Raw genomic sequence first — 26,349 nt, 5'->3', positions numbered from 1 at the left:
GGGTGCTCCCGGCGCTGCGCGTCAGCAGCTCTCGCCGTCGCCCGGCCGCCAGCCCGGGTCGTAGACGTCGCCGGTCGGCCGTGCCGAGGGCCGGCTGCGTAGCGGCTCCTCGGGGGCGAGGGCCAGGAACCCCCGCTTGATCCCGGCGCAGTCGGCGTTGTAGAGGGTGCTCGCCGCCTCGTGCACCCACAACCCGCGGGACGAGGACCGGACGTCGTCGGGGTGCGGGACGTGCCAGACCACCTCGTCGCGTACGGTGACCAGCTCCGCCCCCGGCGGGTACTCCTGCGCCCGCCAGAGGTCGAAGTGGTAGACCCAGATGAAGCTGGTGGTGATCTCCAGCACCCGGATGCCGTCGGGGTCGGTGGTCGCCCGGTAGGTGACGGTGCCCCGCGCGCGCACCGTGTCGGCGTTGTCCAGCCGCGGGTCGGCCTTGTCGTCCACCCGGGTGACGTAGTTCAGCGCCGCGCCGTCGGCCAGGTCGCGCCGGACTTCGTCCCGGTTGTCCGGCGCGATCAGCCCGAGGAAGGGCTCCGGGTCGTTGACCACCAGCATCGACCTGTCGACGCGCCCCTCGACGAGCGCCTGCCGAACCTTCGCCAGACCCTGGGTGACCTGCTTCACGGTGAACGGCGCGGCCGCCTTCGCCGGCGGCAGGACGATGGCGTCCTTCCCGGCGGCGTACGGCTCCGCCGGGGTAGCCGCCCACGGGCTCACCGAGTTGCCGTCGGCGTCGGTGGGACGGACCGGGCCGGGAGCGGCCCGGCGCTCGGGCAGGATGGGCTTGTTGTCGCGGACCCGCTCGTAGAGGCCGGATCCGATGGTGCCCAGCACCGCGAGGAGCGACAGCGTCACCAGGGCGGCGAAGCCGCCCAGCAGCTTTCCGCTGTGCTTCGCCCAGCCCAGCCGTAACCGCTCCGAGCGGGTCAGCTCGCGGTCCGCCTCCGGCTCGCGCATCCAGGACGGGACGCGGATCGGCTCCTCGGACTGGGCGTACGGGTCGAAGGGTGGGGTCGGGTCGCTCGGTCGCGGCTCGGTGCTCATTCGGCTGTCCAGGATGGTGGGTACGCGGAGGGGCGCATGATCTTCGCACCCCGTCCGCCCCGGCGGGGTCCCGTCCGGCCCCCGGGCGGCAACGTTGTCCGACCGGCGGACGCCGGGCCGGCCGTCCACCCGACCCCGTACGGCGGCGACGGGGCGTCCGACCCGGTCTGGCAGGCTTGGGTGTCGTGAGCGCAGACGGTCTGATCGTGGTCGACAAGCCCGGCGGCATGACGTCGCACGACGTGGTGGCGCGGATCCGCCGGTTGGCGCGGACCCGCCGGGTGGGGCACGGCGGCACCCTCGACCCGATGGCCACCGGCGTGCTGGTGATCGGGGTCGGGCGGGCAACCCGCCTGCTCACCTACGTGATCGGCGCGCACAAGAGCTACACGGCCACCGTCCGGCTCGGCCAGGCCACCGTCACCGACGACGCCGAGGGTGACGTCATCGCCACCACCCCGGCCGGGCAGGTCACCGACGAGGCGATCCGGGCGGCCCTGGCCGCGCTGACCGGCGACATCGACCAGGTGCCGAGCGCGGTCAGCGCCATCAAGATCGACGGGCAGCGGGCGTACAAGCGGGTCCGCGAGGGGGAGAGCGTCGAGCTGCCCGCCCGCCGGGTCACCGTCTCCCGGCTGGACCTGCTCGCCGTGCGCCGGGACCAGCCCGACGTGGTGGACGTGGACATCGACGTCACCTGCTCCTCCGGGACGTACATCCGGGCCATCGCCCGGGACGCGGGCCTGGCGCTCGGGGTGGGCGGGCACCTGACGGCGCTGCGCCGTACCGCCGTCGGCAACTTCGCCCTCGCGGAGGCCGCCACCCTCGACGAGCTGGAGGGGCGCGCCCCCGAGGTGGTGAACCTGCCGCTGGCCGCGGCGGCCGACCGGTTCTTTCCGCGGCGCGACGCGGGCGCCGACGAGGCGAAGGTGCTCTCCCACGGCGGGCCGCTCGACCCGGCCGGGATCGCCGGGCCCTACGCGGTCTTCGGCCCCGACGGCGGGCTGATCGCTATCGTCAGCGAGCGGGACGGCCGGGCCCGCGCGGAGATCGTGCTCGCCCCCGCCTGACGGCGGGGCGGATCGTGGGACCGGCGGCCGGCGCGGCCCGCCGGAGAGGCAGGGAAGGAGCGCAATGCAGCGGTGGCGGGGGTACGACGCGGCGCCCGGTGGCTGGGGGCGGTCGGTCGTCACCATCGGTGTCTTCGACGGCGTGCACAAGGGGCACCAGGCGACCATCGGGCACGCCGTGACCCGGGCCCGGGAACTGGGCGTGCAGTCGGTGGTGGTGACCTTCGACCCGCACCCGGCCGAGGTGGTCCGGCCCGGCTCGCACCCGGCGGTGCTCACCGAGCCCGCCCGCAAGGCCGAGCTGATCGAGGCGCTCGGCGTGGACGTGCTGTGCGTGGTGCCGTTCACCCCGGAGTTCTCCCGGCTGCCCGCCGAGGCGTTCGTGCACGACGTCCTGGTCGAGCACCTGCACGCCGCCCTGGTGGTGGTGGGGGACAACTTCCGCTTCGGGCACAAGGCCGCCGGCGACGTGGCGCTGCTGGAGCGGCTGGGCCGCACCTTCGGCTTCGGCGTCGAGGGGGCGCCGCTGGTCGCCGAGGCGGGCACGGTCTTCTCCTCCACGTACATCCGCTCCTGCGTCGACGCGGGGGACGTCGGGGCCGCCGCCGCCGCGCTCGGCCGCCCGCACCGGCTGGAGGGCGTGGTGGTCCGCGGCGACCAGCGCGGCCGTGAGCTGGGCTTCCCCACCGCCAACCTGCTCTGCCACCGGTACGCGGCGGTGCCCGCCGACGGCGTCTACGCGGCCCGGCTGGTGCGCCGGGGCAACGCCGAACCGCTGGCGGCGGCGGTGTCGGTCGGCACCAACCCGACCTTCTCCGGCCGGGAGCGGCGGGTGGAGGCGTACGTGCTGGACTTCTCCGGCGACCTCTACGGCGAGCGGCTGGCGCTGGACTTCGTGGCGCACCTGCGCGGGCAGATCCGCTACGACGCGATCGAGCCGCTGATCGCCCAGATCGAGCAGGACGTGGAGCGCACCCGGCGGGCCCTCGGCTGACCGCGTCGCGGCCCTTGACCGGCCGCCGCCCGGCCGTGCTGGTAGTCTGGCGGGGACGTCGGCTGACCGACGTGGGGCCTCGCGTGCCTGCACGACGCCGCGGGTGCGAGGTACCGGTCCGTTTCCGGTCTCCTGACCGATCCGACGGACACCATCGAACAACCCACGAAACAGGGAGAACATGGCGCTCGACCAGGAAGCCAAGGCAAAGATCCGCGCGGAGTACGCGACCGCCGAGGGCGACACCGGTTCGCCGGAGGTGCAGGTCGCGGTCCTCACCAAGCGGATCGCCGAGCTCACCGAGCACCTGAAGGTGCACAAGCACGACCACCACAGCCGCCGCGGGCTGCTGCTGCTGGTCGGCCGTCGCCGTCGGCTGCTCAACTACGTCCAGAAGAAGGACATCAACCGCTACCGGTCGCTCATCGAGCGGCTCGGTCTGCGCCGGTGACGTGACGGGGGAGTGGCCTGCGGCCGCTCCCCCGATCCGGTACCACTGAAGAAACGGGCCGTGCGACCACCCGACAGGGAGCCGGTCAGCGTACCGGTCTCCGGTAGTGGCCCCCGGGCACCCCGGCATCTCGCCGGCCACCCGGGCGCTTCGATCGAAGACCGGCCGTCTGAGCAGCTCCCCGCGTCGTGGGCCCCCGATGCGAAGGAGCACGACAGCACCATGACCGAGACCAACCTCGGCACCGAATCCCGCACCGCCGTGATCGACAACGGGTCCTTCGGCACCCGTGAGATCACCTTCTCCACCGGCCGCCTGGCCCGCCAGGCCGCCGGCTCCGTCATCGCCCAGCTCGGCGAGACGGTCGTCCTCTCCGCCACCACCGCCGGCAAGCAGCCGAAGGAGCAGTTCGACTTCTTCCCGCTGACCGTCGACGTCGAGGAGCGGATGTACGCCGCGGGCCGGATCCCCGGCTCGTTCTTCCGCCGCGAGGGCCGCCCCAGCGAGGACGCGATCCTCACCTGCCGGCTGATCGACCGGCCGCTGCGCCCGTCGTTCGTCAAGGGCCTGCGCAACGAGGTCCAGGTCGTCGAGACCATCCTCGCGCTCGACCCGCAGCACCCCTACGACGTGGTGGCGATCAACGCCGCGTCGATGTCGACCAAGCTGTCCGGCCTGCCGTTCTCCGGCCCGATCGGGGCGACCCGGATGGCGCACGTCGACGGCCAGTGGGTCGCCTTCCCGACCCACGAGGAGCTGTCCCGGGCCACCTTCGACATGGTGGTCGCCGGCCGCGCCCTGGCCGACGGCGACGTCGCGATCATGATGGTCGAGGCCGAGGCCACCGAGCACACCGTGGCGCTGGTCGCCGGCGGCGCCCCCGCCCCGACCGAGGAGGTCGTGGCGAGCGGCCTGGAGGCCGCCAAGCCGGCCATCCGCGAGCTGTGCCGGGCGCAGAGCGAGCTGGCCGAGGTGGCCGCCAAGCCGGTCGCCGAGTTCCCGGTCTTCCTCGACTACCAGGACGACGCGTACGACGCGGTCGCCGACCTGGTCCGCGCCGAGGTGGCCGAGGCCCTGAAGATCGCCGGCAAGGCCGACCGCGAGGAGGCCCTGGACCGGGTCAAGGCCAAGGTCGCCGAGGAGCTCGGCCCGCGCTTCGAGGGCCGGGAGAAGGAGCTCAGCGCCGCCTTCCGGTCGCTGACCAAGTCCGAGGTGCGCAACCGGGTGCTGCGCGAGCAGGTCCGCATCGACGGCCGGGGCCCGCGCGACATCCGTCCGCTGACCGCCGAGGTCGGCGTGCTGCCGCGCGTGCACGGCTCGGCGCTGTTCGAGCGGGGCGAGACGCAGATCCTGGGCGTCACCACGCTGAACATGCTGCGCATGGAGCAGTCGCTGGACACCCTCTCCCCGGAGAAGTCCAAGCGCTACATGCACAACTACAACTTCCCGCCGTACTCGACCGGTGAGACCGGCCGGGTCGGCTCGCCGAAGCGGCGCGAGATCGGCCACGGCGCGCTCGCCGAGCGGGCGCTGATCCCGGTGCTGCCGACGCGCGAGGAGTTCCCGTACGCCATCCGGCAGGTCTCCGAGGCGCTCGGCTCCAACGGCTCCACCTCGATGGGCTCGGTCTGCGCTTCCACGCTGGGCCTGCTCAGCGCCGGTGTGCCGCTGAAGGCGCCGGTCGCCGGCATCGCCATGGGCCTCATCTCCGACGAGGTCGACGGCAAGACCCAGTACGTGACGCTGACCGACATCCTCGGCGCCGAGGACGCGTTCGGTGACATGGACTTCAAGGTCGCCGGCACCCGGGACTTCGTCACCGCGCTGCAGCTCGACACCAAGCTCGACGGCATCCCGTCGGACGTGCTGGCCGCCGCGCTCCAGCAGGCGCACGAGGCCCGGCAGACCATCCTCGACGTGATGCAGCGGGCGATCGAGGCCCCGGCCGAGATGTCGGACTACGCGCCGCGCGTCACCACGGTCAAGATCCCGGTCGACAAGATCGGCATGGTGATCGGCCCGAAGGGCCAGACCATCAACGCCATCCAGGACGAGACCGGCGCCGAGATCTCCATCGAGGACGACGGCACGATCTACGTCGGCGCGACCAACGGGCCGTCGGCCCAGGCCGCCGTCGAGCGGATCAACGCCATCGCCAACCCGACGCTGCCGAAGGTCGGGGACAAGTTCCTCGGCACGGTGGTCAAGACGGCCGCGTTCGGCGCGTTCGTCTCGCTGCTGCCGGGCCGCGACGGCCTGCTGCACATCTCCAAGGTGGGCGACGGCAAGCGGGTCGAGAAGGTCGAGGACTTCCTCAACGTCGGCGACAAGGTCGAGGTCGAGATCGCGGACATCGACGCCCGCGGCAAGATCTACCTGGACAAGGTCCGCCCGGAGGGCGCCGAGGCGCCCGCCGCGGGCGAGGCCGCCGGTGGCGAGCGTCCGGCCAGCCGGGATCGCGGCGACCGGGGCCCGCGCGACCGCGGTGACCGCGAGCGCGGCGGCGACCGGGGCGCCCGTGGTCCGGGCGGCGGCGAGCGCGGCCAGGGCGGCGGCGAGCGCAGCCAGGGCGGCGGCGAGGGTGGTGGCGAGGGCGGCGAGCGTCCGCGCCGCCGGACCCGGCACAGCTGACGCACCGCACCCATCGCACCACCCACCCCTCGTCGATCTGGGAGCAACACGTGACTCGGGCCGCCTCCGCGCCGTTTCCGCCGGATCGACGGGGGGTGGCGTCGTTCCCGGGCTCCCCGGGGGCGTCCTTCCGGGGCGCCGGGGCGGCCCGCTCCGGCGGCGCCTCCCGGGCGGTGACCCGGACGATCAGCGACGATCCGCTGGGCGGCACGGTACGCCGTACCGTGCTGCCCAGCGGCCTGCGCGTGCTCACCGAGGCGATCCCGGCGATGCGCAGCGTGTCGTTCGGCATCTGGGTCGCGGTGGGCTCCCGGGACGAGACCGGCCCGCAGGCCGGCGCCGCGCACTTCCTGGAGCACCTGCTCTTCAAGGGCACCAACAAGCGCAGCGCGCTGGACATCTCCTCGGAGATCGAGGCGGTGGGCGGTGAGACCAACGCCTTCACCACCAAGGAATACACCTGCTACTACGCCCGCGTGCTGGACGAGGACCTGCCGCTGGCCATCGACGTGATGTGCGACCTCGTCGCCGACTCGGTGCTGAACCCGGCCGACGTGGAGACCGAGCGGGGCGTGATCCTCGAAGAGATCGCCATGCACGACGACGAGCCCGGCGACGAGGTACACGACCTCTTCGCCCGGGCGGTCTACGGCGACCACCCCCTGGGGCGGCTGATCTCCGGCACCGAGGAGACGGTCACCCCGATGACCCGGCGGCAGATCCAGGGCTTCTACCGCCGCCGCTACACCGCCCCGCAGATCGTCATCGCCGCCGCCGGCAACCTGGACCACGCCGCCGTCGTCAAGCTGGTCCGCCAGGCGCTGCGCGGCACCCCGCTGGACACCGACCCCGCGACGCCGGCGCCGCACCGGTCGGCCACCCCGGCGGTACGCACGAAGCCCGCCACCACCCTGGTGGAGCCGAAGGAGACCGAGCAGGCGCACGTCATCCTCGGCTGCCCCGGCATCGACCGGCTCGACGAGCGCCGCTTCGCCCTCGGCGTGCTCAACAACGTCCTCGGCGGCGGCATGTCGAGCCGGCTGTTCCAGGAAATCCGCGAGCAGCGCGGCCTCGCCTACTCGGTCTACTCCTACGCCAGCCAGTACGCCGACAGCGGCCTCTTCGCCGTCTACGCCGGCTGCGCGCCGGGCAAGGTCGACGAGGTGCTGGAGCTGACCCGGGCGGAGCTGGCCCGGGCGGCCGCCGACGGGCTGACCGAGGCCGAGGTGGCCCGGGGCAAGGGGATGAGCAAGGGCTCCTTCGTGCTGGGCCTGGAGGACACGGGCTCGCGGATGAGCCGGCTGGCCAAGGGCGAGCTGCTCTACGGCGACCTGATGCCGGTCGACGAGCTGCTCAGCCGGGTCGACGCGGTCTCCGTGGCCGACGTGAACACCCTGGCCGCCGAGCTGCTGAGCCGGCCGATGTCGCTGGCCGTGGTCGGCCCGTTCGGCAAGGACGACTTCTCCGTCCGCTGACCGTCCGCAGGGCACCCGGCCCGGCGGCCGCCCGCGCGGCACCGGCTCCCGGACGTTCCACGACTCCGGCCCGCCCCGGACCCTGTCTCGTGCGCCCGCGGCGTCGGGGCGCACCACCGCCGAGGGGCGGGGGCGCACCCACCGCCGAGGGGCGGCGGTGACCGGTGCGGCGGCGACCCCGGCACGTGCCGGTCCGGCGGGGTGCGGGCGTCCCGATTGGGATAGGTTGTGCCCCGTGACTGACGAGCAGGAGAAGAGCGCGGCCGAGCCGATCCGGGTCGGCGTGCTGGGTGCCCGGGGCCGGATGGGCGTCGAGGTGTGCAAGGCCGTGGACGCCGCCGCCGACATGGAACTGGTGGCCATGGTCGACCAGGGTGACTGGCTGTTCAACGCCTCCGACGCCGGGGCCGAGGTGGTCGTCGACTTCACCACCCCGGACGTCGTCATGGACAACCTGCACTGGTGCATCGACCAGGGCATCAGCGCGGTCGTCGGCACCACCGGCTTCACCGAGCAGCGGCTGGAGCGGGTGCGCGGCTGGCTGGCCCGCAAGCCCGGGGTGGGTGTGGTGATCGCCCCCAACTTCGGCATCGGCGCGGTGCTGATGATGCAGTTCGCCGCCCGCGCGGCCCGGCACTTCGAGTCGGTCGAGATCGTCGAGCAGCACCACCCCCGCAAGCTGGACGCGCCCAGCGGCACCGCCACGCACACCGCGCGGCTGATCGCCGCGGCCCGCGCCGAGGCCGGGCTCGCCCCGGCGCCGGACGCGACCAAGGACGAGGTCGCCGGCGCCCGGGGCGCCGACATCGAGGGGGTACGCGTGCACGCCGTGCGCGCCACCGGCCTCGTCGCCCACCAGGAGGTGCTCTTCGGCACCGTCGGCGAGACGCTGACCATCCGGCACGACTCGTACGACCGGGCGTCGTTCATGCCCGGCGTGCTGCTGGCCGTCCGCGCGGTCCGCACCCGGCCCGGGCTGACGGTCGGCCTGGACGCCCTGCTCGACTGACGGAGGAATACCGTCGCGCGCGGGCCGGACGCCCCCTAGGCTGCCCGGATGATCGACTCTGGACTCCTCGACCGGGCGGGCCGCCGGGTCACCCTGCGCCCGGTGGACGACGACAACTGGCGAGCCGTGGCCGACGTCGCCCCCCGCGACGACCAGCGCGCCTGGGTGCCGGCGCTGGCTGCCCGCTACCTGCTGCTCACCATGCGTTCCGACGTCTGGAACTCGCTCGCCGTGTACGCGGACGAGACCGTGGCCGGGCACGTCATGTGGGGCGTGGACGACGACGGCTCGCGCTGGATCGGCGGCATGGTGATCGACGCGGCCGAGCAGTGCCGGGGCGTCGGGCGGGCGGCCGTGCGCGCCCTCGCCGCCTGGCTCGCCGACCAGGACGGCGGTCACCCCGTCCGGCTCTCCTACCACCCCGACAACGCCTCGGCCGCCCGGCTCTACACCAGCCTCGGCTTCGCCCCCACAGGCACGATGGAGGACGACGAGCTGGTCGCCGAGCTGCGCCCGGCCGTCCCGGCCTAGTCCTGCAGCACCGACAGGATGTTGCCGGCCGGGTCGGTGAACCAGGCGATCGACGGCCCGTTGTCGCGCATGACGCCCTTCTCGTCCTGCGGCATGCCGGGGTAGCGCTCGAACCGCACCCCGCGCCCGGCCAGCTCGTCGACGGCCCGGTCGATGTCGTCGACCGGGAAGTTGAGCACCGTGTAGGTCGCCGGGGTGTGGTCCTCCTTCGGGTAGACCAGGATGTCCCGGTCGCCGGCGACGTGCAGCGTCAACAGGCCGCCCATCGCGTCGTCCCGCGACACCCGCAGGCCGAGCGTGTCGGCGTAGAACCGTTGCGCCCGGTCGATGTCGTCCACCGCGAAGCTGCTCATCGCCTTCGTGTCCGTGAACATGCCTTTCCTCCTTGTCGTGGCGTACGCAGGGGTGGACGGCGCGGCCCGCCGGAACTCATCGCCGCGCAGGCCCGAAGTCGGGGACGCCGGGCCCGGGACCGAGGCGCGCCGGCAGCCCGAACACCGGGAAGAGTTCCGGCGTGAGGAAGTGGGTGAGCCGGACGATCCGCCCCGCCGACGCCTCCAACAGGTGGATGCCGAACGGCCGGTGGCCGCCCGCCGGGTCGGGGCGGTAGTGACCCAGGGCCGTGCCGCCGTTGGCCGGCACCGGGACCAGCCGCGAGCCGCGGCACCCGGCGCCGGGGCCGAGCATCCACCGCCGGATGTCGCCGGGGCCGCGCAGCCACAGCGGGAACGGCGGCATGCTCTGCACCGCGTCCTCCCGCAGCAACGCGACGAGCGAGTCGATGTCGTAGCGCTCGAAGCTGGCGACGTAGCGGTCGAGCAGGTCGCGCTGTCGCGGGTCGAGCGGGGTGCCCGGCCGGTCGTCGCAGGCGGCCATCGTCGCCCGGGCCCGCTGGAGGGCGCTGTTCACGGCGGCGACCGAGGCGCCGACCAACTCCGCGGTCTCGTCGGCCCGCCAGCGCAGCACGTCGCGCAGGAGCAGCACGGCCCGCTGCCGGGGCGGCAGGTGCTGCAGCGCGGCGACGAACGCCAGCCGGACCGACTCGCGGGCCTCGGCCACCGCCGCCGGGTCGCCGGCCGGCAGCACCGCCGCGTCGGGGGCGGGCCCCACCCAACGGTCGGGCGCCGCCGCGCCCAGCGCGGCGGGGACGGGTTCGGCCGGCCCGCCGAACTCCATCGGCAGGGCCCGCCGGGCGCGCCCCCGCAGCTGGTCGAGGCAGACGTTGGTGGCGATGCGGTAGAGCCAGGTGCGGGTGGAGGAGCGGGCCTGGAAGTCGTCCCGCCCGCGCCAGGCGCGCAGCAGCGTCTCCTGCACCGCGTCCTCGGCGTCGAAGATCGAACCGAGCATCCGGTAGCAGTAGCCGGTCAGCTCGACCCGGTGCTCCTCGAGCGCCGGGTGGGCCGGGGCGGCGGCACCGTCGGGGTCGCGGCCGGTCTCGCCGCCGTGGGTCACGCCCGCCCCGCCGGTCGCCGTCGCTGCGGTCATGGGGCCACCGTAGGCGACGCCTCCGACAGTGTCCGGCGATCCGGGCCAGGCGGGACGTGTCGTCAGTCCGTGGGGGCCGCCGGCGACGGCACCGACCCGGCGGGCGGGGCGTCCGGGAGCGTCGCCTCCGCGGGCGTCGCGTCCGCCGGGTCCGCCTCCGTCGGCACCGCCACGTGCAGGCGCACCTGCGGGACGAGCATGTCGTCGACGTCCAGGGCGCGGGCCGCGCCGTCGGGCTCCCAGCCGGTGCTGGTGAGGAACTTGCGGGTCGCCTCGTCGCCGTCGAAGGCCCAGGCCACCGCCCGGACGAACCCGTCGGCGCGCCACAGGTCGACGGTCGCGGCGAGCAGCCGGCTGCCGTGCCCGCGCCGCCCCCACCGCGGCTCCACCAACAGGTCGGTCACGGCGGCCACGTCCGGCCCGAGCGCCTCGGCCGGCTCGCCGGGGGCGAGGGCCTCGGCATCGGCCGGACCGGAGGCGGCGAACCCCACCAGATACGATTGCTCGGCCTGTTCGACGGCGACCAGCACCCGGTGCGTCCCGGAGGGCGGCTCCTGCACCGCCGCGCTCCACCGCCGGGCGAGCCACGCCTCGTCCAGGTTGTCGAGCACGTGCCGGGGCAGGATCCGGCGATAGGCGACCCGCCAGGTCGCGAGCTGGATGCGTGCGATCTCGCCGGCGTCTTCCGGACGCGCCGGGCGGACGTACCCGAGAGCCATGGGACGGAAGCCTACGCAGGGCGAGGGAGGCGACGGTGGCGCAGGGTCCCCGACGGACGGTTCAGCAGGTCGTCGGCGTGGTCGCGCTCGCCGTGGCGGTGACCGCGTTCCTGTCCGTCGCGGCCGTCCGGCACGGCTTCTTCGACCTCAAGGTCTACTACGGCGCGCTGACCTGGTGGGTGCACGACGGCGGGGAGATCTACGACTTCCTCAAGCCCGGCACCCAGTACGGCTTCACCTATCCGCCCTTCGCCGCCCTGGTCATGCTGCCGATGGCGTACCTGCCCTGGTCGGCGGCGATAGCGGTGAGCGTGGCCGCCAGCGTGGTGGTCACCGCCGTGCTGTTCTGGTGGCTGGTCGACCCGATCTCCCGCCGGGCCGGCTGGACCCGCTGGTTCGCCCTCGCCGTGGCGCTCTGCCTGGCCGCCGCGTACGAGCCGATGCGCGAGACGGTCAACTTCGGCCAGGTCAACATGCTGCTGCTCTTCCTGGTCGCGGTCGACCTGCTGCGGCTGCTGCCGGCCGGCAGTCGCTGGGCCGGCGTCGGCGTCGGCCTGGCCACCGCGATCAAGCTGACCCCGGGCATCTTCATCGTCTACCTGCTGGTCACCCGCCGCTGGCGGGCCGCGGTCACCTCGATGGCCGCCGCGGCCGGCGCGACGCTGCTGGCCGCCGCGCTCTTCCCCGACGCGTCGCGGGAGTTCTGGACCGAGGCGCTGTGGAACACCGGCCGGGTGGGCGAGCTGGCGTTCGTCTCCAACCAGTCGCTGCGCGGGGTGGTGGCCCGGCTGAACCCGGAGCACCCGAGCACCCTGGCCTGGCTGGCGCTGGTGCTCGCCGCGCTGGCGCTGTGGGCCTGGCGCTCCCGCGCCGCCGTGGCCGCCGGCGACGAGGCGGCCGGCCTGGCGCTGACCGGCGCGGTGATGTGCCTGGTCAGCCCCGTCACCTGGGTGCACCACCTGGTCTGGCTGCTGCCCGCGCTGATCCTGCTGGTGGACAACGGCATGGCCGCGCCCGCCGGCGGCCGCCGGCGCCGCGTGCTGCTGGGCGCCGCGATCGTCGGGTACGGCTTCCTGATCAGCCGGATCGTCTGGGCCTGGGAGAAGGACTTCAGCGGGGTCGACGGCTTCCTCGGCAGCAACACCTACGTCTGGATCAGCCTGGCGCTGCTGGCGTTCCTGCCCATCCGCCGCCTGGGCGACGGCGGCCGGACCAGCCGCCGTCGGGCGACGCCGGCCGGGTCAGCCACCGAGGCGTCCGGCGTACCGCAGCTCGACGAGCCCGACCGGCGGGCGCCCGCCGGCCAGCGGCACCGGGTAGGTCGACCGCTCACCGTCCGGTGACAGCCCGGCCCGCTCGTAGAACCGGCGGGCCCGGTGGTTCTCCGCCAGCACCCAGAGCCGGTAGTCGGACCAGCCCCGCGCCGCCAGCCCGGCGCGGGCCGCCGCCAGCAGCGCCCGCGCCGTGCCGTCGCCCCAGCGCGCCGGCTCGACGTACATCGCCAGCACCTCGCCGTGCGCGGGGTCGAGGTCGCCCCGGTCCTGGTTGTTGCGGTACGGACCGAACGTGGTGAACCCGGCCAGCGTCCCGTCGGCCTCCGCGAGCAGGGTGGTGAACGGGTGCTCCGGGTCGGCGGTGCCGAGGTCCCGGCGGCGCTGCGCCCACGCCGCGACGTTGAGCCGCCGCAGCACCTCGTCGGGCATGATCCCGGCGTAGCCGGACTGCCACCCGTGGATGTGCACCCGGGCGACCGCCTCGGCGTCCTCGGGTTCCTCGCGCCGGATCGTGAGCATGCGTCCGTTCTATGCCCCGGCGGGCGATCGGTCCAGCGTCCGCTCCGGGTGTCGTACGCGTGGATTAGGGTGCCCGACGATGGCCGCACCGGAATCGCTCTCGCTCGCCCAGGCCCGTCGGGTGGCGCTCGCCGCCCAGGGCTACGCCGACCCCCCGCCCACCGGCGTGCCCACCCGTCGGCACCTGCGCCGGGTGCTGGACCGGGTCGGGCTGATCCAGATGGACTCGGTCAACGTGCTGCAACGCGCGCACTACCTGCCGCTCTACAGCCGCCTCGGGCCCTACCCGACCTCGCTGCTCGACTCCGCCGCCTACCGCCGCCCCCGGGAGCTGTTCGAATACTGGGGGCACGAGGCGTCGCTGGTCCCCGTCGGGCTGCATCCGGCGCTGCGCTGGCGGATGGCCCGGGCCCACTCGGAGTCCTGGGGCGGGATGCGCCGGATCGCCGAGGAGCAGCCCGGTCTGGTCGCCTGGGTCCGCGACGAGGTGGCCGCCCGGGGGCCGCTCACCGCCGCCGAGATCGAGCACGACGCGCCCCGGGAGACCGGCAACTGGGGGTGGAACTGGTCGGCGGTGAAGCGGGCACTGGAGTTCCTCTTCTGGGCCGGCGAGGTGACCGCCGCCGAGCGCACCACCTCGTTCGCCCGTCGCTACGACCTGCCGGAGCGGGTGCTGCCCGCCGCCGTGCTGGACGCGCCCACGCCGACCGACGCCGAGGCGTACCGCACGCTGGTGGCGATCGCCGCGCGGTCGCTCGGCGTGGCCGCGGAGCCGGAGCTGCGCGACTACTTCCGGCTGCCCGTGGCCGGCGCCCGGCACGCGATCGCCGAGCTGGCGGAGGCGGGCGAGCTGCTGCCGGTCGCGGTGCAGGGCTGGCGGCAGCCCGCCTGGCTGCACGCCGGAGCGCGGTTGCCCCGCTGGGTGCGCCGCAACACCCTGGTGAGCCCGTTCGACCCGCTGGTCTGGGAGCGGGCCCGCACCGAGCGGCTCTTCGACTTCAGCTACCGCATCGAGATCTACGTGCCGGCGCCGCAGCGGGTCTACGGCTACTACGTGCTGCCCTTCCTACAGGGGGAGCGGTTCACCGCCCGGGTCGACCTGAAGGCCGACCGGAAGGCCGGCGTGCTGCTGGTGCCGGCGGCCTGGCTCGAGCCGGGGGCCGATCCGGGTGAGACCGCGCTGGCGCTCGCCGCCGAGCTGCACCGCCTCGCCGGCTGGCTGGGCCTGGACTCGGTGGCGCCGCCCGCCGCCGGCGACCTGGCCGCGCCGCTGGCCGCCGCGCTGGTGGGCGTGGCCGGTGTACGGTGAGCGACGTGACGAGCGTTGACGGACCGGCCCCCCAGCCGCATCCGCAGAGCGGCGGGGTCGACGCGCCGCCCCAGGCATGGCAGGCGGTCCCGCCCGACGGTGGGCAGGCCGGGCACCCCGCTGCGTGGCCGGCGGGTCAGGTGCCGCCCTACCCGGTGCCCGAGCCGGACCGGCTCACCCGCTTCGTCGTCCGCCTCTACGACCGCTCGCCGCGCTGGGCGGTGCCGCTGGCCGCGCTCGGCTGCGTCGCCGCCGGCATCGGCTACGCGCTGCTCAGCGACCCCACCCGCGCCGCGCCGGACGCCGCGCCGACCTGCCTGCTCAAGCTGACCACGGGGCTGGACTGCCCGGGCTGCGGCGGCACCCGCGCGCTCTGGTACGTGCTGCACGCCGACCTGCCGGCCGCCGCCCGGCACCACTTCCTCTTCGTCTTCGCGCTGCCCTTCCTGGCCTACCTCTTCGTCGCGTGGGCGGGGAAGCAGGCGTTCGGTTGGCGCCTGCCCGAGCTGCGGCTCAGTTCGAAGATGATCGGCGGCTTCCTCGTCGCCTGGCTGGCCTTCTCGGTGTTGCGCAACCTCCCCTGGGCCCCGTTCACCTCCCTCTACGTCTGACCGAGCCTGGGGCGGTGCCCGCGTCGCCGGCCGGGCCGGGCGTCACGTGCGTCCTTGTCGCCTGGGCCGGTCGCGGTGCCCGCTCGCCGGCCGGGCCGGGCGTCACGTGCGTCCTGGTCGCGTGAGCCGGTCGCCGTGCCCGCGTCGCCGGCCGGGCACCACGCGCGCCCTGTCGAGCTGAGTCGTTCACGACATCACGCTTCCGGAGCCCCTGCCCGGCGTGGTGCGTATGCCAGGGGTCGCCGAAGGTCGTCCGGGTGCGCGAGCGCGGCGTCGCGGTCGCGCGGACCCGCCGGTCGGGCAGGTCGACCGGTGCGGCCGACCGGTGCGCGCCACGGGCACCAACGGGCTGGCCGGCGTCCCGGGAGTCGCCGGCGTCCCGGGAGTCGCCGGCGTCCCGCGAGTCGTCCCCGCCCAGCGATGTCGTAGACGACTCAGCTCGACAGCGCGCCGGAGGCGGTGCCGTCCGGGCCGTGCTCCGGCTGCGACGTCCGACGGCGGAACGGGGGCGCGCGCCGCGTCGCTCGGCATCGCCGCCGGGTGATCGACGTTGCACCGGGCGAGCCTGGCTTGGGCGACCCGGGTCGACGCCACTAAAGTCCCAGGAATGCCGGACATGGTGCAGCCCCAGGTCAAGCTCATCGCGTGGACCCACTTCGAGGCCCCGGACGACGTGCCGTGGTCGACCGACGCGGAGGGTGGCCAGGCCCTCGCCGAGTTCGCCGGGCGCGCCTGCTACCAGAGCTGGAAGAAGCCCAACCCGGCCACGGCCACCAACGCCGGCTACCTCGCGCACATCCTGGAGGTCGGGCACCTCTCGGTGCTGGAGCACGGCTCGGTCAGCTTCTACTTCAGCGGGGTGTCCCGCTCGTTCACCCACGAGCTGATCCGCCACCGGCACTTCTCGTACTCCCAGCTCTCCCAGCGGTACGTGCCGGAGCGGGACGCCGCCATGGTCGAGCCTCGGGTGATCGCCGAGGACCCGGAGCTGCACAAGAAGTTCGTGGAGGCCGCCGAGGCGAGCGTGCGCGCGTACAACGAGTTGCTGGAGGGGCTGGAGCAGCGCTTCGCGGACGTGGAGAACGCCACCCTACGGCGCAAGCAGGCCCGCCAGGCGGCCCGCGCCGTGCTGCCCAACGCCACCGAGACCAGGATCGTGGTCACCGGCAACTACCGGGCCTGGCGGCACTTCATCGCCATGCGTGCCACCGAGTCCGCCGACGTGGAGATCCGCGAGCTCGCGGTGGAGTGCCTGCGGCAGCTCCAGGGGGTCGCCCCGAACGTCTTCGCCGACTTCGTCATCTCGACCCTGCCCGACGGCACCGAGGTGGCCGCCACCCCGCACGGGGAGTGAGTCCTGGGCCCTTCCCCGGCGGGGTGCCGGTGGACGTCCGCTAGGTTGGTGGCATGACGCACGACCACCCTGACACCCCCGCCCGGACGGTGTCCCGCCCCTTCGGGCGAGTGCTCACGGCCATGGTGACCCCGTTCACCGCCGACGGCTCGCTCGACCTCGACGGCGCCGCGCGCCTCGCCAGTCACCTGGTCGACGAGCAGGGCAACGACGCGCTGGTGGTCAACGGCACCACCGGCGAGTCGCCGACCACCACCGACGCGGAGAAGGAGCACCTGATCCGGGCCGTGGTGGAGGCGGTCGGCGACCGCGCCAAGGTCGTGGCCGGGGTCGGCACCAACGACACCCGGCACACCATCGAGCTGGCCGCCGCCGCGGAGAAGGCCGGCGCGCACGGCCTGCTCGTGGTCACCCCCTACTACAACAAGCCGCCGCAGAGCGGCCTACTGCGCCACTTCACCGCCGTCGCGGACGCCACCGGCCTGCCGGTGATGCTCTACGACATCCCGCACCGCTCCGGCGTGCCGATCGACACGGAGACGATGGTGCGGCTGGCCGAGCACGGCCGTTTCGTCGCCGTGAAGGACGCCAAGGGCGACCTGACCGCCACCAGCTGGGTCACCAGCCGGACGAACCTCGCCTTCTACAGCGGCGAGGACTCGCTCACCCTGCCCGCGCTTGCCGTGGGCGCCGTCGGCGTGGTCGGCACCTCGACCCACTTCACCGGCGCGCTCACCAAGCGGATGATCGAGGCGCACGACGCGGGCGACAACACCACCGCGTTGGACCTGCACCGGCGGCTGCTGCCGCTGTTCACCGGCATCTTCCGTACCCAGGGCGTGATCCTGGTGAAGGCGGGCCTGGCGGCGGCCGGGATGCCGGCCGGGCCGGTGCGCCCGCCGCTGGTCGACGCGACCGACGACGAGATCGCCCAGCTCCGCGCCGACTGCGCGGCGGCGGGCCTGGAACTTCCCGAATGACCGAACGATACGACGGGCGCCGGGTGACGGCGCCGCAGAATGAGGTGGACGCGTGACCGAGGCGCACATCGAGGCGGAACTGCCCCCGCCGCTGCCGGAGGGTGGGCTGCGGATCATCCCGCTCGGCGGGCTCGGCGCCATCGGTCGGAACATGACCGTCTTCGAGTACGACGGCAAGCTGCTCGTCGTCGACTGCGGGGTGCTGTTCCCGGACGTGGAGCAGCCCGGCGTCGACCTGATCCTGCCCGACTTCGGCCCGATCCTGGACCGGCTCGACGACGTGCAGGCCATCGTGCTCACCCACGGCCACGAGGACCACATCGGCGCGGTGCCCTACCTGCTCGCCCACAAACCCGACATTCCGCTGGTGGGCTCGCAGTTCACCCTGGCCCTGGTCGAGGCGAAGCTCGCCGAGCGGCGGATCCAGCCGTACACGCTGACGGTGCGGGAGGGCGGCCGGGAGCGGCTCGGCCCGTTCGAGTGCGAGTTCTTCGCGGTCAACCACTCGATCCCCGACGCGCTCGCGGTGGCCATCCGCACCCCGGCCGGCCTGGTGCTGCACACCGGCGACTTCAAGATGGACCAGCTCCCGCTGGACGGCCGGATAACCGACCTGGCCGGCTTCGCCCGGCTCGGCGCCGAGGGCGTGGACCTGCTGCTCTCGGACTCCACCAACGCGGAGATCCCCGGCTTCGTCACCCCCGAGCGGGAGATCGGGCCGGTGCTCGACTCGATCTTCGCGAAGGCGCGCGGCCGGATCATCGTCGCCTCGTTCGCCTCGCACGTGCATCGGGTGCAGCAGGTCTTCGACTCCGCCGCCGAGCACGGCCGCAAGGTCGCCCTGATCGGCCGGTCGATGGTCCGCAACATGGGTATCGCCCGCGACCTCGGGCTGCTCAACATCCCGGCGGGGCTGGTCGTCGGGCTGGAAGAGGCGACCACGATGCCGCCCGAGCAGATCGTGCTGATGTCCACCGGCTCCCAGGGCGAGCCGATGAGCGCCCTCGGCCGGATGGCCAGCGGCGACCACCGGCACATCACCATCGCCCCCGGCGACACGGTGGTGCTCGCCTCGTCGCTGGTGCCGGGCAACGAGACCTCGGTCTACCGGGTGATCAACAGGTTGGCCCGGGCCGGCGCGGTGGTCGTGCACAAGGACGTCGCCAAGGTGCACGTCTCCGGTCACGCCCCCGCCGGCGAGCTGCTCTACCTGCTCAACGTGGTCCGCCCGAGCAACCTGATGCCGGTGCACGGCGAGTGGCGACACCTGCGCGCGCACGCCCGCCTCGGCATCGAGTCCGGTGTCGCCCCGGACCGGGTGGTGCTCTGCGAGGACGGCGACGTCGTCGACCTCGTCGAGGGCCGGGCCAGCCTCGTCGGGCACGTGAAGAGCCGCTACGTCTACGTCGACGGCCTGGCCGTCGGCGACGTCAGCGAGTCGCTGCTCACCGAGCGGCGGATCCTCGGCGACGGCGGCTTCATCGCCACCACGGTGGTCGTCGACTCCGTGACCGGCAAGGTGGTGGGCGGTCCGACCCTCTCGGCGAAGGGCTTCTCGGAGGACCCGGAGGCGTTCAGCCCGGTGATCCCGCTGGTCACCGAGGCCCTGAACCGGGCCGCCTCCGACGGCATCACCGACCCGCACCAGCTCCAGCAGATCGTCCGGCGCACCGTGGGGCGGTGGGTGAACGACGCGTACCGGCGCCGGCCCATGATCGTGCCCACCGTCGTCGAGGTCTGACGGCGCCACCGCGACGCCCGCCCGCACCCTCGGGTGCCGGCGGGCGTCGCCGCGTCCGGGGCCGGGCGCGTCCTTCCAGCCGCGCGACGAGATCCTCGCCGCGAACGACCTGACCCGGTGACCGCCGACGGCCTAGCCCGTCGGGCCGCGACGGGCCGGTCGCCGACATCCCCGTGCACGTCGGCGACCGGCCCAGGCCGCCCGATCAGCCCCCGACGAGGCGGCGGCGGAGCAGCAGCAGACCGGCCCCGAGGGCCAGCAGGGCCGCGCCGGCCAAGGCGTACGCGGCGCCGGCCGGCCCGGTGCGGGGCAGCTCGGTCCCGCCGGTGGCGGACGTCGTCGGCGTGGCCGTACGGGACGGGTCGGCCGACGGGGAAGCGGTGGCGCCGCCGTCCGCCGCGAGCCGCAGGGTGATCGAGGTGTCCTCGTTGGTGTAGCGGTTGGTGGGGGCGAGGTACAGCCGGACGGTCGGCGCGTCGCCGCTCACCGACAGTCGCACCCGCACGGTGTCCGTGGCGTCCTCCCCGAGCACGTCGGGGCGCGGGATCTCGCAGCCCACGCCGGCCATCCGGCCGCTGTCCGAGCAGGCGGGCGCGGTGACCCGCACGCCGTCGGGGGTGACCACGTTCAGCGCGTAGCCGCCGATCGAGAAGGCGCCGGTGTTGGTCACCCGGGCCGTGAGCGTCACCTTCCCGTCGACGATCGGCGTGGCGGTGGCCCGCAGCCGCAGGGTCGTGCGGTCCGGCCAGTTGATCCGGAAGTCGGTGGGCCGGTCGGTGACACCGGCGGCGTCCCGGCCGGCCACCGATCCCCACACCTGCACACCGAAGACCGGCTCGGCGGCCGTCGCCGTGAGCCGCAGCCGGTACGTCCGTCGGCCGCCGGCCGGCAGCTCCGTCCCGCCGCAGACCCACGTGCGGGCCGCCGCGGCGTCGGCGCGGCAGTCCCCGCCCGAGGTGACGCCGACCCCGGCCGGCAGGCGCAGCACGAAGGACCCCCTCGCCGCCGCCGTGCCCATGTTGGTGACAGCGACCTCCATGGACCCCGACGGGTGCCACGGGTCGCCCTTGAGGAACACGTGGTCCGCCCGGGCGATGACGGTCGGTGTCCCGGCGGCCGGCGTGGCGGTCGGGCTCGGCGCGGGGGCGTGCGCCGACGCGGGCGGGGCGAGGGCGGGCAGGGCCAGCAGGGCGACGGCGACGGCGGCGCCGGTGCGCAGCGGGTGGGTGATCATCGGCTACTCCCGGGATAGGTGCGGGTGACGCAGAGACCACACCTGACCGGGGAGCCGGGTTGCGCGGTGTCGAATGCCGGACAGCGCGGCCCGCCCTCGCACCTGGCGGCGCGATCGTGGGGCGCGGGGCCCGGCCCGGCGGCGCGGCCCCGCGAACGCGCCGCCGGCCGGGCACTGCCGGTCCCGGCGGGCGGCGGCGGAGACGCGGGGCCGGGCCGGCTCAGGTCAGCAGCGCGTTCAGCTCGCCGTAGCCCATCGCGTCGGCCAGCGAGTCGTACGACCCGGAGCGCAGCGCCTCCGTGGCGGCCCGGCGGACCAGCCCGTACGCGGCCTCGGCGAGCGCCGAGCCGAGGCTGACCCGGGCCACCCCCAGCCCGGCCAGCGTGGCGACGGGGAGCCCACCCGGCCCGGTGAGCACGTTGACCGGGCCGTCGATCCCGGCGACCAGCGCCCCGATGGTCTCGGCGTCCGCCACCCCCGGCACGAAGATCCCGTCCGCGCCCGCCGCCCGGTACGCCGCCGCGCGGCGCAGCGTCTCCGCCAGCCGGTCCGCCGGGTCGCCCACCGCCCGCAGGAACACGTCGGTGCGGGCGTTGACGAAGAGCCGCACCCCCGCCGCGTCGGCGGCCTCCCGGGCGGCCCGGATCCGGGCGCACTGCTCGTCGACCGGGCGCAGCGGGTCCGTCCCCGCCGGCGGGGCGTCCTCGATGTTCACGCCGACCGCGCCGGCGGCAAGCACCCCGGTCACGGTGCTGGCGACCCCGGCCGGGTCGGCCGCGTACCCGCTCTCGATGTCGGCGGTGACCGGGACGGTGACGGCCGCGGCGACGCGGGCGATCACCGCCAGGGCGCGCTCCCGGTCCAGTTCGTCGCCGTCCGGGGCGCCCAGGCTCCACGAGACGCCGGCGCTGGTGGTGGCGACCGCCGCCGCGCCGCAGTCGGCCACGATCCGGGCGCTGGCCGCGTCCCAGGCGTTGGGCAGGACGAGCGGGGATCCGGCGCGGTGCAGGGAGTGCAGGAGCTGGGCGGCGTGCTGTTGGTGCGTCGTCGTCATGGGCACCAGTCCACCAGGGCGGAAGGAGATCGTCTGGCGGGTTTCGGACCCCATCGGCGGGCCGCCGCCATGCTCACGGTCAGGGCAGCGCGGCCACCGCGTCGGCGTACGCGACGCCGGTGTCGACGGCCGCGTCGAGCAGGACCGTGAGCTGGGCCGGGGCCACCCCGTGCGCCAGGTCGGTGCTGACGTCGCCGGCCAGCACCAGCTCGCCCCCGAGGTCGTGCACGTACGCCTTGGGCAGCAGCCGGTCGTGGTTCCAGGCGTTGCAGAACGCGTACGCCTCGGCGAGCCGGTCGGCCGGCAGCCGGCGGCTCGCCACCGAGCGCGCCCGGAGGATCTCGCCCCGCTCGCCGGCCCGGCGGAACTGGATCAGCGCCTCGCCCCACCGGCCGACCACGGTGCCGCCGGCGTCCACGGCGTAGCGGTCCCCGCGCCGGTCGAGGGCGGCGGTGATCATCTCCAGGGTCAGCGGGCGCGGCTCCCCGTCGGCCGGTGCGCCGTCGTCGGGCGGATCGCCCGGGTCGTCACCCGGGTCGTCGTCGGGTGGCAGCGGCACCGGTGCGGCGAGCGGCCGTTCGGCGAGCCAGGACGCGATCCGCCCGGACTGGTGGCCGGTGCCGTTGCGGGCGTCGAAGCTGCCGGCCAGCCCGTTGGCCAGCCCGAGCAGGACGGTGCCGAGCGCGGCCACGTCGAGGTCGGCGGCCGGCCGTGCCCCGGATCCGGGCCGGTGCACCGTCCGCCCGCCCAGCCCCGCCTCGACGGCGAGCGCGCAGACCAGGGCGCCGGCGGCGGCGAACTCCATCGCGGACAGCTCGTCGTGCGGCCGGTCCAGCCGGGGCAGCTGCTCGGCGAGGATGTCCAGCCCTCGCGCGGGGTGCCCGCCCAGCGCACACCACCGCAGGTGCGCGGCGAGGTACGGGAAGGCGGCCTGTTCCCGCCGGTGCCGCCGGTACGCCCGCACGTGCGCCTCGGCCGCCCGCTCCGGCTGCCCGGCCCGCAACCAGGGCAGCAGCCCGGCGGCCAGCGTGCGTTCGGGCTGCTCGGTGCAGCCTCCCGCGTCGTCCGGCGCGTCCTCCAGCGCGTCCAGCGCGGCCCGGTCGTCGCCCCACCCGGCGAGCAGCTCCGCCCGCCGGGCCGGCGCGCAGCCCGGGCAGCCGCCGGCCGGTCCCGCCCCGGCCGTCGACCACCGGGCGAACCACTCCCGCGCGGCGGGCTCGTCGCCGAGATGGTCGGCGATCCGGCAGCGCAGCTCGGCGAGCACCGCCACGTCCGGACCCGACCCGGCCCGGGCGGCGAGGTCGTCGAGCATGGCGCGGGCCTGGTCCAGCCCGACCCGGGGGCTGCCGAGCAGGGCCTCCACGGCGTGGCGCTGGTAGCGCGGCAGCAGCTCGGCGTCCGCGTCGGGCAGCAGGTCGGGGCGGCGGTCGACGGCGGCGAGGCAGCGGCGCACCGGCTCGACCAGCCGCCACCGCTCCCCGTGCAGCAGGTACGCCTCGATCAGCGCGAACCGGGCCTGGACGGCCGACCGGTCGTCGCCGGTGGCGTCGGCGTGGGCGGCGATCCGTTCCAGTTCCGCGCTCCTGGCCTCGCCGTCGGGCGCGTCGCGGGCGTCGGCGAGCGCCTCGGCCAGCGCCGGATCGCGGTGGCCGCCCCCGCGCCGCCGCCCGCCCCACCGGGCGGACAGCCCGAACGGGTCCGGCCCGCGGCCGGCCGGTTCCCCGCCCCGGCCCGTCACGCCACGACCCCGCCGGGCAGCCGGGCGACCTCGGTGGCGAGCTGGCAGCCGGTGGCGATGCCGCAGTCGAGCAGCTGGTCGAGCTGGTGCGGGGTCACGCCGCGCTCCAGGTCGGTGATGACCTCGCCGCAGACCCGGGCCCGTCCGTCGTCCTCCACGTGCACGAACGCCTTCGGCCAGAGCCGGTCGTGGTTCCAGGCGTTGCAGAAGGCGTGCAGCGCCGGGACGTACTCGATGGGGAACGTCGGCGCGGCGAGGGTGCGCACCTGGAGCAGCTCGCCGGCGGCGCCCGGCCGCAGGAACCAGATCAGGCTGTCGGCCCAACGGCCGACCAGGTCACCGTCCGCGTCGACCTGGACCGCGTACCCCCGGCTGTGCAGCACGGCGGCGATCAGTTCGCCGGTCAGCGGTCGCAGCGCCCCCGGGTGTCCGGCCAGGGGGCCGTCCGGACCGTCCTCGATTCCCGGCGACGCCATGGGGCATCCCTTCTGAGGCAGATATCACGTGAGGCGGCGGGGTCCGCGCTGCGACGCGCGGACACGACCCGGAAAAGCGGCGATCTGCCGGGTCGCGCCGTTAAGTTGATGCTATGGCGGGCCGTACCTCTCAGGCGAGCCGGCGGCGCGGCGCGTCGCCGCGTGGCACCACGAACAGCCGTGCCCGTCAACCGGCGAAGAAGACCGCCCGGGCGACCCCCCGGCGGCGACCCGCGGCGCGGCCGGGGCCGGGGCTCCTCGTCGGGCGCGCGGTCGGCGCACTGTGGATGGGGTTGGCGCACGGCGTCGGCTGGGCCTTCCGCGCCGCCGGCCGGCAGGCCGCCTCGGCCCGCGGGCTCGACCCGGAGCACCGCCGCGACGGCGCGGGGCTGCTGGTCTTCGGCCTCGCCCTGCTCAGCGCCGTGGCCATCTGGTTCTCCGGTGCCGGCCCGGTCGGCGAGCAGCTCGCCGACACCGTCCGGCTCTTCCTCGGCGCGATCGCCATCGTGGTGCCGGTGCTGCTGATGATCGGGGCCTGGCGGCTCATGCGGGAGCCCGCCGACCCGGAGCACCGCGGCCGGGGGCTCGTCGGCTGGGGCTCGATGCTGGTCGCCACGGCCGCGATGCTGCACATCGGACAGGCCCCGGTCGACGCGGTCCAGCGCGACTTCGCGGGCGGCCTGGTCGGCGCGGGCGTGGGCAGCCTGCTGGAACGGGCGGTCACCGCCTGGGTGGCCGTGCCGCTGCTGATCCTGCTGCTGGTCTTCGGCCTGCTGGTGGTCACCGCGACGCCGATCAACAAGGTCCCGGAGCGGCTCGGCCTGCTGGCCGGCACCCTCGTCGCCCCGCCGGCAGCCGAGGAGACGGACGAGGCGCCCGCCAAGCCCGCCCGCAAGCGCCCGGCGAAGCGGGCGGCGCCGCCGCCGCTCGACCCGGGGGAGTTCGACGACGACCTGGACGGGGTGGACCTCCAGGAGACTCTCGTGCTGCCCCGCAAGCCGCCCGGCAAGGTGCCGGCCAGCCGCCGGCCCGTCGACCCGCCGGAGCACTCGCCGGCCCCGACGCGGGCCGAGCAGCTCGCGCTGACCGGGCTGGCCGGCGACTACACGCTGCCGCCGGCGAACATGCTCAGCGGCGGCGCGGCGCCGAAGACCCGGAGCAAGGCCAACGACGAGGTCATCGCCGCGCTGACCGGCGTCTTCGAGCAGTTCGACGTGGACGCCGCCGTCACCGGCTTCACCCGGGGGCCGACGGTCACCCGCTACGAGGTGGAGCTGGGACCGGGCGTCAAGGTCGAGCGCATCACCCAGCTCTCCCGCAACATCGCGTACGCGGTGAAGTCCCCGGACGTGCGGATCCTCAGCCCCATCCCGGGCAAGAGCGCGGTCGGCGTGGAGATCCCGAACACCGACCCGGAGAACGTGGCGCTCGGCGACGTGCTGCGCTCGCGCGCCGCCACCAGCGACCACCACCCGATGGTGGTGGCGCTCGGCAAGGACATCGAGGGCGGCTACGTGGTGGCCAACCTCGCCAAGATGCCGCACATCCTCATCGCCGGCGCCACCGGCGCGGGCAAGTCGTCCTGCCTGAACTCGCTGCTGGTGTCCATCCTCACCCGGGCCACCCCGGACGAGGTGCGGCTGCTGCTGATCGACCCGAAGCGGGTCGAGATGACGGGCTACGAGGGCATCCCGCACCTGGTCACGCCGATCGTGACCAACGCGAAGAAGGCGGCCGACTCGCTGGAGTGGGTCGTCCGCGAGATGGACATGCGGTACGACGACCTCGCGGCCAACGGGGTGCGGCACATCGACGACTTCAACCGCAAGGTGCGCAACGGCGAGATCAAGGCCCCGCCGGGCAGCGAGCGGGAGATGCGCCCGTACCCGTACCTGCTGGTGATCGTGGACGAGCTGGCCGACCTGATGATGGTCGCCCCGCGCGACGTGGAGGACTCGGTCGTCCGGATCACCCAGCTCGCCCGCGCGGCCGGCATCCACCTGGTGCTGGCCACCCAGCGCCCCTCGGTCGACGTGGTCACCGGTTTGATCAAGGCGAACGTGCCGTCCCGGCTGGCGTTCGCCACCTCCTCGCTGGCCGACTCCCGGGTCATCCTCGACCAGCCGGGCGCGGAGAAGCTGCTCGGCCGCGGCGACGGCCTCTTCCTGCCGATGGGCGCCTCGAAGCCGATCCGGATCCAGGGCGCCTGGGTGACCGAGCGCGAGATCGCCGACGTGGTGAAGTTCTGCAAGGACCAGCGCGAGCCGGAGTTCCGCCCGGACGTGCTCGCCCCGCCGGACAGCGGCAAGAAGAAGATCGACGAGGACATCGGCGACGACCTCGACCTGCTGGTGCAGGCGGTCGAGCTGGTGGTCACCTCGCAGTTCGGCTCGACCTCGATGCTCCAGCGCAAGCTGCGGGTCGGCTTCGCGAAGGCGGGGCGGCTGATGGACCTGATGGAGACCCGGGGCGTGGTCGGCCCGTCGGAGGGCTCCAAGGCGCGCGACGTGCTGGTCAAGCCGGACGAGCTGGAGGAGGTCCTGGCGGGCCTGCGCGGCGACGACGAGTGAGGTCGCCCCGCCGCCGCCGGGCGAGGGGCTCCGGGTGGCGACCCCGCCGGCCGCGTCGCGCCCCGGGCGACGCTGACGGG

At 74.8% G+C, this 26,349-nt stretch carries 22 protein-coding genes and 1 pseudogene; 14 read left to right on the top strand and 9 right to left on the bottom strand.

Features of this window, described 5'->3' with window-relative positions; genetic code table 11:
- Window positions 1-21: 21 nt before the first annotated feature.
- The gene (locus ACGF7U_RS09860; protein ID WP_393104867.1) at window positions 22-1,044 is read right to left on the bottom strand and encodes a hypothetical protein; all 1,023 of its coding nucleotides are present in this window, start codon (window positions 1,042-1,044) and stop codon (window positions 22-24) included.
- A 185-nt stretch (window positions 1,045-1,229) separates the two neighbouring features.
- On the opposite strand from ACGF7U_RS09860, the gene truB reads away from it, so the two are divergent.
- From truB to ACGF7U_RS09825, 7 genes are all read left to right on the top strand, one after another.
- On the top strand, window positions 1,230-2,114 hold the full coding sequence (truB, locus tag ACGF7U_RS09855; RefSeq protein WP_393104865.1) for a tRNA pseudouridine(55) synthase TruB: 885 nt from the start codon (window positions 1,230-1,232) through the stop codon (window positions 2,112-2,114).
- Between the two features lie 64 nt (window positions 2,115-2,178).
- On the top strand, window positions 2,179-3,108 hold the full coding sequence (locus tag ACGF7U_RS09850; protein WP_393104864.1) for a bifunctional riboflavin kinase/FAD synthetase: 930 nt from the start codon (window positions 2,179-2,181) through the stop codon (window positions 3,106-3,108).
- 181 nt (window positions 3,109-3,289) lie between these two features.
- Window positions 3,290-3,559 (top strand): 30S ribosomal protein S15, encoded by a 270-nt coding sequence (rpsO, locus tag ACGF7U_RS09845; protein WP_043962418.1) that lies wholly within the window; start codon window positions 3,290-3,292, stop codon window positions 3,557-3,559.
- Window positions 3,560-3,781: 222 nt separating this feature from the next.
- On the top strand, window positions 3,782-6,190 hold the full coding sequence (locus ACGF7U_RS09840; RefSeq protein WP_393104862.1) for a polyribonucleotide nucleotidyltransferase: 2,409 nt from the start codon (window positions 3,782-3,784) through the stop codon (window positions 6,188-6,190).
- 50 nt (window positions 6,191-6,240) lie between these two features.
- Window positions 6,241-7,665: a M16 family metallopeptidase gene (locus ACGF7U_RS09835; RefSeq protein ID WP_393104860.1), complete on the top strand. Its 1,425-nt coding sequence runs from the start codon at window positions 6,241-6,243 to the stop codon at window positions 7,663-7,665.
- Between the two features lie 235 nt (window positions 7,666-7,900).
- Window positions 7,901-8,674 carry a 4-hydroxy-tetrahydrodipicolinate reductase gene (gene dapB / locus ACGF7U_RS09830; protein WP_393104858.1) on the top strand — a complete coding sequence of 258 codons (774 nt, stop codon included), beginning with the start codon at window positions 7,901-7,903 and terminating at the stop codon, window positions 8,672-8,674.
- Window positions 8,675-8,722: 48 nt separating this feature from the next.
- Entirely contained in the window at window positions 8,723-9,205 is a 483-nt protein-coding gene (locus ACGF7U_RS09825) for a GNAT family N-acetyltransferase (RefSeq protein ID WP_393104856.1), read from the top strand.
- Here the strand turns inward: ACGF7U_RS09825 and ACGF7U_RS09820 are convergent.
- From ACGF7U_RS09820 to ACGF7U_RS09810, 3 genes and pseudogenes are all read right to left on the bottom strand, one after another.
- On the bottom strand, window positions 9,202-9,579 hold the full coding sequence (locus tag ACGF7U_RS09820; protein ID WP_393104854.1) for a VOC family protein: 378 nt from the start codon (window positions 9,577-9,579) through the stop codon (window positions 9,202-9,204). The two genes, ACGF7U_RS09825 and ACGF7U_RS09820, sit on opposite strands and share 4 nt — an antisense overlap.
- A gap of 55 nt (window positions 9,580-9,634) precedes the next feature.
- Window positions 9,635-10,690, bottom strand: a complete 1,056-nt coding sequence (locus ACGF7U_RS09815; protein ID WP_393104852.1) for a sigma-70 family RNA polymerase sigma factor — start codon at window positions 10,688-10,690, stop codon at window positions 9,635-9,637.
- Between the two features lie 131 nt (window positions 10,691-10,821).
- Window positions 10,822-11,409 (bottom strand): annotated as a pseudogene (locus ACGF7U_RS09810) (GNAT family N-acetyltransferase); the annotation flags it as partial.
- A gap of 35 nt (window positions 11,410-11,444) precedes the next feature.
- On the opposite strand from ACGF7U_RS09810, the gene ACGF7U_RS09805 reads away from it, so the two are divergent.
- Window positions 11,445-12,752, top strand: coding sequence for a glycosyltransferase 87 family protein (locus tag ACGF7U_RS09805; RefSeq protein WP_393104850.1), 1,308 nt, complete (start codon window positions 11,445-11,447; stop codon window positions 12,750-12,752).
- Here ACGF7U_RS09805 and ACGF7U_RS09800 read toward each other — a convergent pair.
- Window positions 12,651-13,202: a GNAT family N-acetyltransferase gene (locus ACGF7U_RS09800; protein WP_393104848.1), complete on the bottom strand. Its 552-nt coding sequence runs from the start codon at window positions 13,200-13,202 to the stop codon at window positions 12,651-12,653. The two genes, ACGF7U_RS09805 and ACGF7U_RS09800, sit on opposite strands and share 102 nt — an antisense overlap.
- Before the next feature lie 79 nt (window positions 13,203-13,281).
- Here ACGF7U_RS09800 and ACGF7U_RS09795 point away from each other — a divergent pair, with 79 nt between their 5' ends.
- The 5 genes from ACGF7U_RS09795 (at window position 13,282) to ACGF7U_RS09775 (ending at window position 19,197) form a co-directional block, all read left to right on the top strand.
- Window positions 13,282-14,511 (top strand): winged helix-turn-helix domain-containing protein, encoded by a 1,230-nt coding sequence (locus ACGF7U_RS09795; RefSeq protein WP_393104846.1) that lies wholly within the window; start codon window positions 13,282-13,284, stop codon window positions 14,509-14,511.
- The gene (locus tag ACGF7U_RS09790) at window positions 14,508-15,122 is read left to right on the top strand and encodes a DUF2752 domain-containing protein (protein WP_393104844.1); all 615 of its coding nucleotides are present in this window, start codon (window positions 14,508-14,510) and stop codon (window positions 15,120-15,122) included. The genes ACGF7U_RS09795 and ACGF7U_RS09790 overlap by 4 nt, the downstream gene beginning before the upstream one ends.
- A gap of 616 nt (window positions 15,123-15,738) precedes the next feature.
- A complete protein-coding gene (gene thyX, locus ACGF7U_RS09785) occupies window positions 15,739-16,476 on the top strand; it encodes an FAD-dependent thymidylate synthase (RefSeq protein WP_393105294.1) in 738 nt (245 codons plus the stop codon).
- A gap of 53 nt (window positions 16,477-16,529) precedes the next feature.
- Window positions 16,530-17,456, top strand: coding sequence for a 4-hydroxy-tetrahydrodipicolinate synthase (dapA, locus tag ACGF7U_RS09780; protein WP_393104842.1), 927 nt, complete (start codon window positions 16,530-16,532; stop codon window positions 17,454-17,456).
- Between the two features lie 52 nt (window positions 17,457-17,508).
- Window positions 17,509-19,197, top strand: coding sequence for a ribonuclease J (locus ACGF7U_RS09775; protein WP_393104840.1), 1,689 nt, complete (start codon window positions 17,509-17,511; stop codon window positions 19,195-19,197).
- A 205-nt stretch (window positions 19,198-19,402) separates the two neighbouring features.
- On the opposite strand, the gene ACGF7U_RS09770 is transcribed toward ACGF7U_RS09775, so the two are convergent.
- The 4 genes from ACGF7U_RS09770 to ACGF7U_RS09755 all read right to left on the bottom strand — a co-directional run bounded on the left by ACGF7U_RS09770 (window position 19,403) and on the right by ACGF7U_RS09755 (window position 23,699).
- On the bottom strand, window positions 19,403-20,431 hold the full coding sequence (locus ACGF7U_RS09770; protein WP_393104838.1) for an LPXTG cell wall anchor domain-containing protein: 1,029 nt from the start codon (window positions 20,429-20,431) through the stop codon (window positions 19,403-19,405).
- Between the two features lie 220 nt (window positions 20,432-20,651).
- Window positions 20,652-21,485 carry an isocitrate lyase/phosphoenolpyruvate mutase family protein gene (locus ACGF7U_RS09765; protein WP_393104836.1) on the bottom strand — a complete coding sequence of 278 codons (834 nt, stop codon included), beginning with the start codon at window positions 21,483-21,485 and terminating at the stop codon, window positions 20,652-20,654.
- Window positions 21,486-21,564: 79 nt separating this feature from the next.
- Window positions 21,565-23,223, bottom strand: coding sequence for a YbjN domain-containing protein (locus ACGF7U_RS09760; protein ID WP_393104834.1), 1,659 nt, complete (start codon window positions 23,221-23,223; stop codon window positions 21,565-21,567).
- The gene (locus ACGF7U_RS09755) at window positions 23,220-23,699 is read right to left on the bottom strand and encodes a YbjN domain-containing protein (protein WP_393104832.1); all 480 of its coding nucleotides are present in this window, start codon (window positions 23,697-23,699) and stop codon (window positions 23,220-23,222) included. The genes ACGF7U_RS09760 and ACGF7U_RS09755 overlap by 4 nt, the downstream gene beginning before the upstream one ends.
- Window positions 23,700-23,812: 113 nt before the next feature.
- Between ACGF7U_RS09755 and ACGF7U_RS09750 the strand changes: the two genes are divergently transcribed.
- Entirely contained in the window at window positions 23,813-26,269 is a 2,457-nt protein-coding gene (locus ACGF7U_RS09750; RefSeq protein ID WP_393104830.1) for a DNA translocase FtsK, read from the top strand.
- Window positions 26,270-26,349: the final 80 nt, after the last annotated feature.

This window comes from Micromonospora sp. NPDC047670 (genome assembly GCF_043204915.1).
Taxonomy (GTDB): domain Bacteria; phylum Actinomycetota; class Actinomycetes; order Mycobacteriales; family Micromonosporaceae; genus Micromonospora.
The sequence above is the reverse complement of the archived record's forward strand: the minus strand, read 5'-3'. Positions and strand labels throughout refer to the sequence as shown.